16 protein-coding genes and 1 tRNA gene are annotated in these 12,133 nt (G+C 69.3%); 7 read left to right on the plus strand and 10 right to left on the minus strand.

All coding sequences use genetic code 11. The features are described from left to right. Positions 1–2 precede the first annotated feature (2 nt). From purQ to AC11WY_RS09905, 4 genes are all read right to left on the minus strand, one after another. Positions 3–671: a phosphoribosylformylglycinamidine synthase subunit PurQ gene (gene purQ / locus AC11WY_RS09890; RefSeq protein WP_482924916.1), complete on the minus strand. Its 669-nt coding sequence runs from the start codon at positions 669–671 to the stop codon at positions 3–5. A gap of 85 nt (positions 672–756) precedes the next feature. Beyond that, positions 757–1,395 carry a DUF1638 domain-containing protein gene (locus AC11WY_RS09895; protein ID WP_482924918.1) on the minus strand — a complete coding sequence of 213 codons (639 nt, stop codon included), beginning with the start codon at positions 1,393–1,395 and terminating at the stop codon, positions 757–759. Beyond that, positions 1,392–1,556, minus strand: coding sequence for a hypothetical protein (locus tag AC11WY_RS09900; protein WP_482924920.1), 165 nt, complete (start codon positions 1,554–1,556; stop codon positions 1,392–1,394). Before AC11WY_RS09900 ends, AC11WY_RS09895 begins: the two co-directional genes overlap by 4 nt. 104 nt (positions 1,557–1,660) lie before the next feature. Then, positions 1,661–2,362, minus strand: a complete 702-nt coding sequence (locus AC11WY_RS09905) for a corrinoid protein (RefSeq protein WP_482924922.1) — start codon at positions 2,360–2,362, stop codon at positions 1,661–1,663. Positions 2,363–2,526: 164 nt separating this feature from the next. Here AC11WY_RS09905 and AC11WY_RS09910 point away from each other — a divergent pair, with 164 nt between their 5' ends. Next, positions 2,527–3,615: a PA0069 family radical SAM protein gene (locus AC11WY_RS09910; protein WP_482924924.1), complete on the plus strand. Its 1,089-nt coding sequence runs from the start codon at positions 2,527–2,529 to the stop codon at positions 3,613–3,615. A gap of 66 nt (positions 3,616–3,681) precedes the next feature. Here AC11WY_RS09910 and bmt read toward each other — a convergent pair whose 3' ends face one another. Together bmt and AC11WY_RS09920 are read right to left on the minus strand one after the other, a co-directional pair. Continuing rightward, positions 3,682–4,692, minus strand: coding sequence for a betaine--homocysteine S-methyltransferase (gene bmt, locus AC11WY_RS09915; protein ID WP_482924926.1), 1,011 nt, complete (start codon positions 4,690–4,692; stop codon positions 3,682–3,684). 132 nt (positions 4,693–4,824) lie between these two features. After that, on the minus strand, positions 4,825–5,139 hold the full coding sequence (locus AC11WY_RS09920; RefSeq protein ID WP_482924928.1) for a DUF1476 domain-containing protein: 315 nt from the start codon (positions 5,137–5,139) through the stop codon (positions 4,825–4,827). A gap of 152 nt (positions 5,140–5,291) precedes the next feature. Here AC11WY_RS09920 and AC11WY_RS09925 point away from each other — a divergent pair, with 152 nt between their 5' ends. Genes AC11WY_RS09925 through AC11WY_RS09935 form a run of 3 tightly spaced genes read left to right on the plus strand, consistent with a single transcriptional unit; the run spans position 5,292 to position 7,343 of the window. Continuing rightward, positions 5,292–6,050: a phosphoribosylaminoimidazolesuccinocarboxamide synthase gene (locus AC11WY_RS09925; RefSeq protein ID WP_482924930.1), complete on the plus strand. Its 759-nt coding sequence runs from the start codon at positions 5,292–5,294 to the stop codon at positions 6,048–6,050. A gap of 11 nt (positions 6,051–6,061) precedes the next feature. Continuing rightward, positions 6,062–6,301 (plus strand): phosphoribosylformylglycinamidine synthase subunit PurS, encoded by a 240-nt coding sequence (gene purS / locus AC11WY_RS09930; protein ID WP_482924932.1) that lies wholly within the window; start codon positions 6,062–6,064, stop codon positions 6,299–6,301. Between the two features lies 1 nt (position 6,302). Beyond that, complete coding sequence (locus AC11WY_RS09935) at positions 6,303–7,343, plus strand: zinc-dependent alcohol dehydrogenase family protein (protein ID WP_482924934.1); 1,041 nt, start codon at positions 6,303–6,305, stop codon at positions 7,341–7,343. A 1-nt stretch (position 7,344) separates the two neighbouring features. On the opposite strand, the gene AC11WY_RS09940 is transcribed toward AC11WY_RS09935, so the two are convergent. Next, complete coding sequence (locus AC11WY_RS09940) at positions 7,345–7,773, minus strand: SufE family protein (RefSeq protein ID WP_482924936.1); 429 nt, start codon at positions 7,771–7,773, stop codon at positions 7,345–7,347. Positions 7,774–7,896: 123 nt separating this feature from the next. On the opposite strand from AC11WY_RS09940, the gene AC11WY_RS09945 reads away from it, so the two are divergent. Further along, complete coding sequence (locus tag AC11WY_RS09945) at positions 7,897–8,376, plus strand: hypothetical protein (RefSeq protein ID WP_482924938.1); 480 nt, start codon at positions 7,897–7,899, stop codon at positions 8,374–8,376. Between the two features lie 5 nt (positions 8,377–8,381). Here AC11WY_RS09945 and rnd read toward each other — a convergent pair whose 3' ends face one another. The 3 genes from rnd to purM form a co-directional block, all read right to left on the minus strand. After that, positions 8,382–9,536 (minus strand): ribonuclease D, encoded by a 1,155-nt coding sequence (gene rnd, locus AC11WY_RS09950; protein ID WP_482924940.1) that lies wholly within the window; start codon positions 9,534–9,536, stop codon positions 8,382–8,384. Positions 9,537–9,682: 146 nt separating this feature from the next. Next, the gene (gene purN / locus AC11WY_RS09955) at positions 9,683–10,273 is read right to left on the minus strand and encodes a phosphoribosylglycinamide formyltransferase (protein WP_482924942.1); all 591 of its coding nucleotides are present in this window, start codon (positions 10,271–10,273) and stop codon (positions 9,683–9,685) included. Next, positions 10,270–11,316 (minus strand): phosphoribosylformylglycinamidine cyclo-ligase, encoded by a 1,047-nt coding sequence (gene purM / locus AC11WY_RS09960; protein ID WP_482924944.1) that lies wholly within the window; start codon positions 11,314–11,316, stop codon positions 10,270–10,272. The genes purN and purM overlap by 4 nt, the downstream gene beginning before the upstream one ends. A 130-nt stretch (positions 11,317–11,446) precedes the next feature. Between purM and AC11WY_RS09965 the strand changes: the two genes are divergently transcribed. After that, positions 11,447–11,968: a cupin domain-containing protein gene (locus AC11WY_RS09965; RefSeq protein WP_482924946.1), complete on the plus strand. Its 522-nt coding sequence runs from the start codon at positions 11,447–11,449 to the stop codon at positions 11,966–11,968. 36 nt (positions 11,969–12,004) lie between these two features. Then, positions 12,005–12,080, plus strand: a tRNA-Ile gene (locus AC11WY_RS09970). Positions 12,081–12,133 lie beyond the last annotated feature (53 nt).

Here is a 12,133-nt window from a genome sequence, read left to right on the forward strand (position 1 = left end):
GCTCAGGCCGGCGCCATCGCGCCGACCAGCGCGTGAAACAGCACCGCGCCGTCAATGCCGCCCTGCGCCGGGCTCACGCAGCGTTCGGGGTGGGGCATCATCCCCAGCACGCGACGGTTTTCCGACAGGATGCCCGCGATCGCATCGACCGAGCCGTTGGGGTTGTCGCGGTAGCGGAAGGCGACGCGATCCTCGCCGGTCAGCCGCGCCACCAGATCGGCATCGGCGGTATAGTTGCCATCATGATGCGCGATCGGGATCGCCACCGTCGCGCCCCTGTGCCAGCCCGCGGTATAGGCGCTGTCGGAGGTCGCCACCGTCAGCCCGACCGTGCGGCAGATGAAGCGCAGGCCCGCGTTGCGCATCAGCGCGCCGGGCAGCAGGCCCATCTCGGTCAGCACCTGAAAGCCGTTGCAGATGCCCAGCACATAGCCGCCGCGCCGTGCATGGGCGCCAATGGCCGCCGAGATCGGCGAGCGCGCGGCAATGGCGCCGCAACGCAGGTAATCACCGAACGAGAACCCGCCGGGGATGCCGACGATGTCGGTGCCCGTCGGCAGCGCGGTTTCCTTGTGCCAGACCCGCACGACCTCGGCGCCCGCGGCCGCGAAGGCGTCGGCCAGGTCGCGGTCGCAGTTCGACCCCGGAAAGGTGATGACGGCGGCTTTCATGGCGGCGGCTCCCCTGCTGACGATGGCCCTGCCCTACCGCAAAGCGCGGCCGCCCGCCAACACGAATTTTCGCCGAGAATCCGGATCAGCGCACGCGCGCGAGCGTGGTTTCCAGATCGCCGTAGCCGGTAAAGCGGCGCTCGTAGGCCAACCCCAGCCGCGCCGCGCAATCGCGCGCCTTGGCATCCAGCGCGGCGTCGTCGGTCTGCGCCTGGTAGACCAGCCTGGTGTAGTTGCCGAAATACATGTCGCGCAGTTCCGGGTGACGGTCGAGGCCCAGCGGCCGCCAGATGAAGGCGTCGAACTGCCGCGCCAGGAAATCGGTCAGGTAGAAGGCGGTGAACTCGGTCTCGGCCTGTTCCGCGAAGGCCGCGTTGCCCTCGAAGAACGCGTAGCAATGCGGCCCCTCGACCATCTCGACACCCAGTTCGGCGCATTTCGCCTGCAACAATCCGCCGGTGCCGCAATCGGCGTAGACCACGAAGATCGACTCATAGTCGGCGCGATGCTCGGCCACCGCCGCCTCCACCGCGGCCGGAATGCGGTCGGGCCACAGGTGCAGGTTGGCGGGCAGGCAGGTCAGGTCGAGATGGTCCCAGTGGTTGATCCGTTTCAGCGCCAGGATCTCGTGCGCCAGTGCGCCGCAGGCCAGCAGCAATACCCGGCCCTGCGGCGCGTCGAGCGGCAGGCCCCGCTCGGTCAAGGCATGGTCGTCGGGGCTCATGCCCGCCGCCCGGCGAGCTGCAACAGCAGCGCCGCGGCGAGCAGGGCCCAGACGCCATCCATCGGGCTGATCCCGCCGCGCAGCAGGTAGCCCAGCAGCAGCGCGACACCCGCCGCGCCCAGTGACAGCAGGGCAATCCGGATCATTGGATGAAGATGCATGAAGGGCCTCCCTGGCCGCGACATGTGCGCAGGTTCTGGGCGTTTGCCAAGGGGGTTCACGCAAACGGGATGCAATCCCTGCATGTGCCCCCTCGGAGGTTGCTTCAGGACATCGCCGCCTGATTGTGCTTGCGCAGCATGTATTGCTTGGCGGTTTCCACCGCCACCGCCGCGTCGCGGCAGTAAGCATCGGCGCCGATCGCGCGGCCGAATTCCTCGTTCAGCGGCGCGCCGCCGACCAGCACGATATACTCTTCGCGCAGGCCCTTTTCCTTCAGTGTGTCGATAACGACCTTCATGTAGGGCATCGTGGTGGTCAGCAGCGCCGACATGCCCAGGATGTCGGGCTGCTCTTCTTCCAGCGCCGCCAGATACTTGTCGACCGAGTTGTTGATGCCGAGATCGCGCACCTCGAAGCCGGCGCCCTCCATCATCATCGCGACAAGGTTCTTGCCGATGTCGTGGATGTCGCCCTTCACGGTGCCGATCACCATCTTGCCCATGCGCGGCGCGCCGGTTTCCGCCAGCAGCGGCTTGAGGATGAACATCCCCCCCTTCATCGCGTTGGCGGCCAGCAGCACCTCGGGGACGAACAGGATGCCGTCGCGAAAGTCGTAGCCGACGATCGTCATGCCCGCCACCAGCGCCTTGGTCAGCACATCGTAGGGCGTCCAGCCGCGATCCAGCAGGATGTGGACGCTCTCCTCGATCTCTTCCTTCAGGCCGTCGTAGAGGTCGTCGTGCATCTGCAGCACAAGTTCGTCGTCCGACAGTTCGGAAAGGATGATTTCTTGTTCGTCGGCCATGGCCTGCTCCTGCGCTCGGATGTCGCGATCTAAATGCGGCCAAAGGTCTGGGGGCACTGTCCGGATTGCGACATGCGCCGTGTCATCCACGACTTGGCGGGAAATGGCAAGTCGCGGTCCGCCGAGGGCTGGCGCATGTTTCTCTTTTGTTCTAGATTTTCCCGATGTCCGACGAGGCCACGATCCCGCCCCACCTGCGCCTGCGCGCCCGCGGCGCCCGCTCGAACGCCGCCGGACGGTTCGAGCCGGAACGGCGCGTGCCGGAACCCGACGGCTGGGACCGGCCCGAGGACGCGGTGACCCTGCGCACCACCGTCACCCTGGAACGCCCGCGCAGCGCGATCACCCGCAACACCTCGCCCGACCTGCCGTTCGACCGCTCGCTCAACCCCTATCGCGGCTGCGAACATGGCTGCATCTACTGCTTCGCGCGGCCCAGCCACGCCTGGCTCGGGTTCTCGCCCGGCCTTGATTTCGAGACCCGGCTGATCGCCCGTCCCGGCATCGGCGCCGTGCTGGCACGCGAGCTGTCCGCCCGCCGCTACGCCCCGGCCCCGCTGGCGATCGGCACCAACACCGACCCCTACCAGCCGATCGAGGCCGAACACCGCGTGATGCGCGAGGTGCTGGAGGTGCTGTCGGCCTTCAACCACCCGGTCGCGATCACCACCAAGGGCACGCTGATCGAGCGTGACCTCGACCTGCTCGCCCCGATGGCGGCAAAGGGCCTCGCCCATGTCGGCATCTCGCTGACCACGCTCGACCCTGCCATATCCCGCGCGATGGAACCGCGGGTGCCCGCCCCCGCCCGCCGTCTGGCGACGATCCGGCGGCTGGCCGGGGCCGGGGTGCCGGTGCGGGTGATGATCGCCCCGGTGGTGCCCGCGCTGACCGACCACGAAACCGAGGCGATCCTGCAGGCCGCGCATGACGCGGGCGCCAGCCGCGCCGCCTATATCGCGCTGCGCCTGCCGCTGGAGGTCGCGCCGCTGTTCCGCGACTGGCTCACCGCGCATTTCCCCGACCGCGCCGCCCGCATCATGGGCCGCGTGCGCGCGTTGCACGGGGGCAAGGACTACGACCCCGACTGGGGCAAACGGATGCGCGGCGAGGGGCCATGGGCCGACCTGATGGCGCAACGCTTCCGCGCCGCCACAAGGCGGCTCGGGATGGACGGGCCGTCAACGCCGCTGCGCACCGACCTGTTCGCGGTGCCGCCGAAGCCCGGCGATCAACTCAGCCTGGCGCTCTGACCCAACACTTTCGGTCCTGAAATATCCCGGGGGTCCGGGGGCAGCGCCCCCGGCCGCCAGCCGTCCTCACCCGCGCCGACGCCGTTCCCGCTTCGGCCCGCCCGCATCGTCGCCGGTGCCGTCCGACGCCGAGGAAAACCCGCCAAGCTTTTCGGCGATCGTGTCCAGCGCCGGGCGCGGCCCGCGCGGGCGGGTTTCCAGCGCGGCCCGCATCGCGCGCAGGTGTTCCGGCATCGTGCCGCAGCAGCCGCCGATGATGCGCGCGCCCGCGTCGCGCGCCAGCACGGCATATTCCGCCATCAGCGCGGGCGTGCCGTCGTAATGGATGTGGCCGTCGTGATACTTCGGGATGCCCGCATTGCCCTTGGCGATGATCGGCCGCTCGGTGCCCTGCGCCACGAAGCCGAGGATCGTGCGCATCAGGTCCGAGGCCCCGACGCCGCAGTTGGCGCCGAAGGCGAGCGGCGGATGCGGCAGTTTCTCGACCAGATCGACCAGCGCGGCCGAGGTCAGGCCCATCATCGTGCGCCCCGCGGTGTCGAAACTCATCGTGCCGCACCAGGGCATTCCGGCCAGCCGGGCGGCCTCGGCGGCGGCCTTGAACTCTTCCGCGGCGGAGATTGTCTCGACCCACAGCACATCGACGCCGCCCGCCTTCAGCCCCTCGGCCTGCTCGTGGAACACCTCCACCGCGATCTCGTGCGTCAGGTTGCCCATCGGCGCCATGATCTCGCCGGTCGGCCCCATCGAGCCCGCGACGACGACCGGGCGCCCGGCCTTGTCCGCGATCTCGCGGCCCAGTTCGGCGCCGATCCGGTTCAGCTCATGCGTGCGCCCCTGCGCATTGTGCAGCTTGAGGCGCGAGGCATTGGCGCCGAAGGTATTGGTCAGGAAGATGTCGCTGCCCGCCTCGACCGCGCCGCGGTAGAGGCTGCGGATGTTGTCAGGCTTCTCGACATTCCACATCTCGGGCGCGTCGCCCGACGACAGGCCCATGTTGAACAGGTTGGTGCCCGTCGCGCCATCGGCCATCAGCCAGTCGCGCGAGGCGAGAAGTGTGGAAAGCAGGTCGCTCATCTCGGCCCCTTGCATGTGGAACGGTCGCCGGGCCGATGTCGGCCCGACCGCCCTGATCTCGCATGTCACGCGGCCACAGGCAATTGCGCAATCCGCATGATCTTCATGCGGCGGACCGCCAAGGGCCGCGCGTCACGCGCCCCTAGCCAGTTCGGCGCGGACCGCATCAAGGCATTCGGCGCGCTTGGCGCGCACGGCGGCGGCGTCGGCCTTGTCGCCCAGATCGGCGGCGACATGGCGGATCACATCCTCGTGCCCGGCTTCGGTGAAGTCGGCCTTGACCACGCCCATCGCATAGGCCTCGGCCTCGGCGCCGGATTTGCCCAGCAGGCCTGCGGCCCAGAGCCCCAGCGCCTTGTTGGCCCGCGCCTCGGCCTTGAACTGCATTTCGGCATCATGGGCAAATTTGGCCTCGAAGGCGGTTTCGCGGTCATCGAAGGTCGACATGGCATCCTCTCGGGTTCGTGATCGTCGCTTCAGATGTGGGCGACGCCGGGCCGCGACGCAAGCCCCGGCTTCGCCTTGCGACAACCTGCGCATTGGCCTATAGCGGGGCGAAGCGGGCGCATCCACCGGTGCGTGCGCCCATCGGAGTTGACATGGCGCGGCGCAAGAAAATCTTCGAAGGCAAGGCCAAGATCCTGTATGAAGGCCCCGAGCCCGGCACGCTGGTGCAGTACTTCAAGGACGATGCCGCCGCCGCCTTCACCACCGAGCGCCGCGACACGATCGAAGGCAAGGGCGTGCTGAACAACCGCCTGTCGGAATTCTTCATGACCGGGCTGAATTCGATCGGCGTGCCGACCCATTTCATCCGCCGCATCAACATGCGCGAGCAACTGATCCGCGCGGTGGAGATCATCCCGCTGGAGGTCGTGGTGCGCAACTTCGCCGCCGGGCCGATCACGACCCGCCTCGGCATTCCCGAGGGCACGCCGCTGCCGCGCCCGATCGTCGAGTTCTACTTCAAGGACGAAAAGCTCGGCGACCCGCTGGTGACCGAAGAACACATCATCGCCTTCGGCTGGGCCAGCCAGCAGGATCTGGACGACATGGTGGCGCTGGCGCTGCGGGTGAACGACTTCCTGTCGGGCGTGATGATGGGCATCGGCGTCCGCCTGGCCGATTTCCGCATCGAAGTGGGCCGCATCTGGGAAGGCGACTTCCAGCGCCTGATCGTCGCCGACGAGATCAGCCCCGACAGTTGCCGCCTGTGGGATGCCCGCGGCATCACCTCGCCGGACGATCCGCCGCGCGAACTGGCGGGCAAGACCGACGCCTATACCGAACTGGCGCAGCGGCTGGGCGTGATGCCCACCAATGTGACCCATGCCGCGAAACCGACCCTGATCAACTGAAAGGCCCCGCGATGAAAGCCCGCATCCATGTCATGCTGAAGGATGGCGTTCTTGACCCGCAGGGCGAGGCGGTGCGCCATGCCCTTGGAACCCTTGGGTTTTCCGGCGTCGCGGGCGTGCGGCAAGGCAAGGTGATCGACCTCGACCTGACCGCCACCGACCGTGCGGCGGCTGAAACCGAGGTGCGCGCGATGTGCGAGCGTCTGCTCGCCAACACCGTGATCGAGAAATACACCGTCGAGATCGCCTGAGATGCGCGCCGCCCGGCTGACCGGCTGGCGCGCGCCGCTTGAGATCGGCCAGGTTCCCGACCCGGTCTGCCCCGAGGACGGCGTGGTGCTGCGCGTGCTCGCCTGCGGCATCTGCCGGTCCGACTGGCACGGCTGGACCGGCGCCGACCCGGTGCCCCTGCCCCATATCCCCGGCCATGAATATTGCGGCGTGGTGGAAGCGGTCGGCCCCCGCGTCACCGGCTGGCGCCGGGGCGATCGGGTGATCGCGCCCTTCATCCTAGCCTGCGGCGCCTGCCCCGACTGCCGCGCCGGGCACCAGACGATCTGCGCCATGCAAGTGCTGCCCGGCTTCACCGCGCCGGGCGCATTCGCCGAGTTCGTCGCCGTGCCCCATGCCGACGCCAATCTGGCGCGCCTGCCCGAAGGGATGGACCCGGCTTTGGCCGCGTCGCTCGGCTGCCGGGTGACGACAGCGTGGCATGCGCTGACAGACCGCGCCGCACTGGCGCCGGGCGAGTGGCTGGCGGTGCAGGGCGCGGGCGGCGTCGGGCTGTCGGCGCTGCTGCTGGGCCGGGCGATCGGCGCGCGGGTGGTGATGGTCGATGTGGTGCCGGAAAAGCTCGCCTTCGCCACCGCGCTGGGGGCCGATGCGGTGGTCGATGCGCGCAGCGGTAATGCGGCGGAACAGGTGCGCGAGATCACCGGCGGCGGCGCCGATGTAGCGATCGAGGCGCTGGGAATCGAGGCGACCACGGTGGCGGCGCTGCGGTCCTTGCGCAAGCGCGGGCGGATGGTGCAGATCGGCATGCCCGCGGGCGCGCACGCCACCATGCGCCTGCCGATGGACGCGGTCTATTCCGGGCAACTGGCGATCTTTGGCACGCGCGGGATGCCGGGCTGGCGCTACCCGAGCCTGTTCGCGCTGATCGAAGCTGGCCGGGTCAACCTCACGCCGCTGATCGCGCGGCGGGTGCCGCTGTCGGGTGCTTCGGCCGAACTCGCCGCCTTCGACGGACCGACGGCGCCCGGCGTGGCCGTGATCACCGATTTCGCGGGCTGAACTAAGCCGCTGCCGCCGCGCTGGCCACGCTGCGGATGCGTTCCACCATCGCTCGCACCCCGTTCGAGCGCTGCGATGACAGGTGTTCGGTCAGCCCCAGCCGCCCAAGCTCTGCCGCGGCATCGACCCGGCCGACCTCGGCCACCGTCAGCCCGGCATAAAGCGCATGCAGCACCGCGACCAGACCGCGCACGATCATCGCGTCGCTTTCCCCCTGAAAATCGAAGCGCGCGCCGGGCCCCTGCCCGTCGATCCGCGGCAACAGCCAGACCTGGCTCGCGCAGCCCTGCACCCTGGTGGCGGGCACCCGGAACGCCTCGTCGAGCGGCGGCATGGCGCGGCCAAGTTCGATCAGGTGGCGGTAACGGTCCTCCCAGTCGTCGAGGAAGGCGAAGGTGTCGGCGAGGTCTTCGAAGGCGGGCGTGGCCATCGGCGTCTCCATTTGCTGGGGTTGAGGTAAGGCGGCGGCCGCCAAAGGTCCAGTGCCCGCGCGGAGCGGCTTTTCAAAGCCGCCGGATTGGGCTACCCAAGACCCGATGCGATGGGGGAAGACATGAAGAAACCGCTGCTTGCCGCGCTGGTCCTGACGATTGCGCTTGGCGCCTGCAGCGGGTTCCGCCAGTCGCGGATGAATCCGCTCAACTGGTTCGGCGGCTCGCAGCGGACGGCGTCCGTCGCCGTCGACCCGGTGACCGGCGCGAAGCCGGTGCCCGCCGATACGCGCGACATGGTGGCCGAGGTCGAGACGCTGGTGGTGGAACGCCGTCCGGGCGGCGCGCTGATCCGCGCGACCGGGCTGACCCCGACGCAGGGCTGGTGGAACGCCGCGCTGGTGGTCGAGAATGACGGCAAGCCGGTCAAGGGCGTGCTGACCTTCCGCTTTGCCATCGCGGCGCCGGTGACGGCAACGCCGGTGTCCACCCCGCAATCGCGCGAGGTGACGGTGGCGGCCTATCTGTCGGATGCGCAGTTGGACGGCGTGACCCAGATCACCGTGACCGGCCTGAACAACGCCCGGTCCAGCCGCCGCTAAAGCGGTCAGAGGCGGACCACCTTGACGTCGTTGCCCTTGGCCGACAGCGCGATCTCGCCGCGGCAGAGCCGCAGGGCGTCATCGCCGAAGGCCTCGGCGCGCCAGCCGTGCAGGGCGGGCAGGTCACGCTCGCCCGCCGCGATGGCGTCAAGATCGGCGGCCGAGGCGATCAGCTTGGCCGCCACCCCCGCGCTTTCCGATTTCGCCTTCAGCAGTACGCGCAGCAGGTCGGCCAGCGCCGGGTTCACCTGCATCTGCTCGCGGCTGAGGTCGGGCTTGGGCATGTCCTCGGGCTTCATCGCCGCCGCGGCCTTGACCGCCGCGATGATTCCATCCGCGATCTCGCCGCGCCGCGCCTCGCGCAGCAAGAGCCGCGAGCGGCCAAGTTCCTCGTGATTGGTCGGCTTGGTCGAGGCGAGTTCCAGCAGCGCATCGTCCTTGTAGACCCGCGAGCGCGGCACGTTGTGCGACTGCGCATAGGCCTCGCGGAACTGTGCCAGTTCCTTCACCACGGCGAGGAACTTGCCCGAATTGGTGCGCGTCTTCACCCGCGTCCAGGCCTCGTCGGGGGCGATGGTGTAGGTCGCGGGATCGGTCAGCACCGCCAGTTCCTCGGCGACCCATTTCTGGCGGCCCGAGAGTTCGATCTGCTGGGCGAGGTGTTCGTAGACCACGCGCAGATGCGTCACGTCAGCCAGCGCATAGACCAGTTGCGCCTCGCTCAGCGGGCGGTGCGACCAGTCGGTGAAGCGCGAGGTCTTGTCGAGCGGCTCGTGCGCGATCTTCTTGACCAGCGTCTCGTAGCCGACCTGCTCGCCGAAGCCGCAGACCATCGCGGCGACCTGGGTGTCAAAGAGCGGCGTGGGAAACACCTTGCCCTCGACGAAGAAGATCTCCAGATCCTGCCGGGCGGCGTGAAACACCTTCATCGTCGCCTCGTGGCGGAACAGATCGTAGAGCGGGTCGAGCGACAGCCCCTCGGCCAGCGGATCGACCAGCACCGCCTGCCCCGTCTTGCCGGGCAGCGCCATCTGGATCAGGCAGAGCTTGGACCAGTAGGTGCGTTCACGCAGGAACTCGGTGTCGATGGTGACGTAGGGCTCGGACTTCGCGGCATCGCAGAAGCGGGCCAGCGCGTCGGTCGTGGTGATCAGGTTCATCCGGGTTCCGGCATTCGCGTGGGCGCGGGGTCATCCCGCAGGACCGCTATAGGGCCACGGGCGGCGAAAGGAAAGACCTTGGGGGCGCGTCGGGCCGCGCGGGGGGAACGCCTCCGGCGGGGGGATATTTTGGCCAAGATGAATGGTCAGGGCAGCAGGATCAGACGGCGGTCGCCGGAGGCGAAGCGGCGCAGGACGGCGGGGTAGAGGCGGTGTTCCTGCGCCAGCACGCGGGCGGCGAGCGTATCGGCCGTGTCGCCGGGGCGCACGGGCACGCGCGCCTGGCCGAGGATGGGACCGGCGTCGAGGTCGGCGGTGACCTCGTGCACGGTGCAGCCCGCCTCGGCATCGCCCGCGTCGAGCGCGCGCTGATGGGTGTGCAGGCCGGGGTATTTCGGCAGCAGCGAGGGGTGGATGTTCAGCATGCCGTGCGGAAAGCGCGCGATGAAGCCCGGTGTCAGGATGCGCATGAAGCCCGCAAGGCAAAGGATGTCGGGATCGGCGGCGAGGATCGGTTCCAGCAGCGCCGCCTCGAAGGCGGCACGGTCGCCCTTGAAGGCGCGGTGGTCCACGGCGGCGGTGGGCAGGCCCAGGGCGGCCGCCTTGGCCAGCCCCGCCGCGGCGGGGTCGTTCGCGGCAACCAGCACGGGGCGCGCCGGATGATCGCCGGTCATCGAGCGGACGAGTGCGACCATGTTCGAGCCGCCGCCCGAAATCAGGATCGCGACCCGTTTCACAGCAGGCGGCCGATGTAGTGCACGCCCTCGCCTGTCGTCACGGTGCCGATGCGGGTCACCGCTTCGCCCGCGGCCGTCAGCAGCGCCGCCAGCGCCTCGGCGCGGTCGGCGGCCACGACGACGACCATGCCGATCCCGGCGTTGAAGGTCTTGAGCAGTTCCGGCTCGGCGATGCCCGCCGTTTCGGCGAGCCAGCGGAACACCGGCGGCAGTGGCCATGACCCGAGGTCGATCGTCGCGCCCAACCCCGCGGGCAACACGCGCGGCAGGTTCTCGGTCAGCCCGCCGCCGGTGATATGGGCAAGCCCGTGCACGCCCCCGGCGCGGATCGCCGCCAGCGCGGGCTTCACGTAAAGCTTCGTCGGGGTCAGCAGCGCCGCCCCCACCGTGGCATCAGCGAAGGGTGCCGGTGCGTCCCACGACAGGCCCGCGATGTCCACCACCTTGCGCACCAGCGAATAGCCGTTGGAATGCACGCCCGACGCGGCGAGGCCGAGGAGCACGTCGCCCGCCACCACGCCCGCGGGCAGGTCCGACCCGCGCTCCATCGCGCCGACGGCGAAGCCCGCAAGGTCGAAGTCGCCGCCATGATACATGCCCGGCATCTCGGCCGTTTCGCCGCCGACCAGCGCACAGCCCGAGGCGGCGCAGCCATCCGCGATGCCCTCGATGATCTCGGCGGCCTGCGCCACGTCGAGCTTGCCGGTGGCGAAGTAGTCGAGGAACAGCAAGGGTTCCGCGCCCTGGCAGACCAGATCGTTGACGCACATCGCGACCAGGTCGATGCCGATGGTGGCGACATGGCCGGTGTCGATCGCGATGCGCAGCTTGGTGCCCACGCCGTCGGTCGCCGCCACCAGGATCGGGTCGCTGTAGCCCGCCGCCTTCAAATCGAACAGCGCGCCGAAACCGCCAAGCCCCGCCATCGTGCCCGCCCGCGCGGTGCGCTTGGCTGCGGGCTTGATCCGCTCCACCAGGGCGTTGCCCGCGTCGATGTCGACGCCCGCCTCGGCGTAGGTCAGCCCGTTCTTCCCCTGGCTCATGGCACGTCCCCTCTGGTTTGCCGCTGCTCTAGACGATCCCCACGGTGCGCGCAACGCGGGCGCGCGCGGCTTTGGCTTGTTCCGGCGCCCCCGCGGCCCTAGCCTGCGCGCGAAAGCGGCGGAGGACAGCATGACGACGGCGGCAAGACCGGACTGCATCACCCACTGGAGCGAGATCGAAGGGCCCGACACAAGGCACTATCCGCAGGATGACGAGCTTCTGGGCCTCGACACCGACCTTGGCCGCCCCTTCGGCCTGACCCGGCTTGGCCTGCACCATGTGCGCCTGCTGCCCGGCCGCCGCACCTCTTTCCCCCATGCCGAGAGCGCCGAGGAGGAGTTCGTCCACGTCCTGTCAGGCACCCCCGATGTCTGGCTCGATGGGCACCTGCACCGCTTGCGCCCCGGCGAATCGGTCGGGTTTCCGGCGGGAACCGGGCTTTGCCACAGCTTCCTGAACAACACCGAGGCCGAGGTGCGCCTGCTGGTCGTCGGCGACACCGACCGGGATGAAAACCGCATCTTCTACCCGCTGAACCCGGACCGGCGGCCGCTCAGGTCCGACTGGTGGGAGGATGTGCCCGCCCGGCCCATGGGCCCCCATGACGGCCTGACCGACGCCCGCCGCGCCGCGAAAGCCCGGCAGGGTTGACCGATGCGGGGCTCCGGTCTACGGATGCCACCGGCCGGGCCTGTAGCTCAATGGTCAGAGCAGGGCGCTCATAACGCCTTGGTTGGGGGTTCGAGTCCCTCCGGGCCTACCAAACCATCTGGATCCCCTAGCTTCAACGCCGTTCCGGCCGAGTGTGCCCCGGCA

Source organism: Solirhodobacter sp., assembly GCF_964715405.1.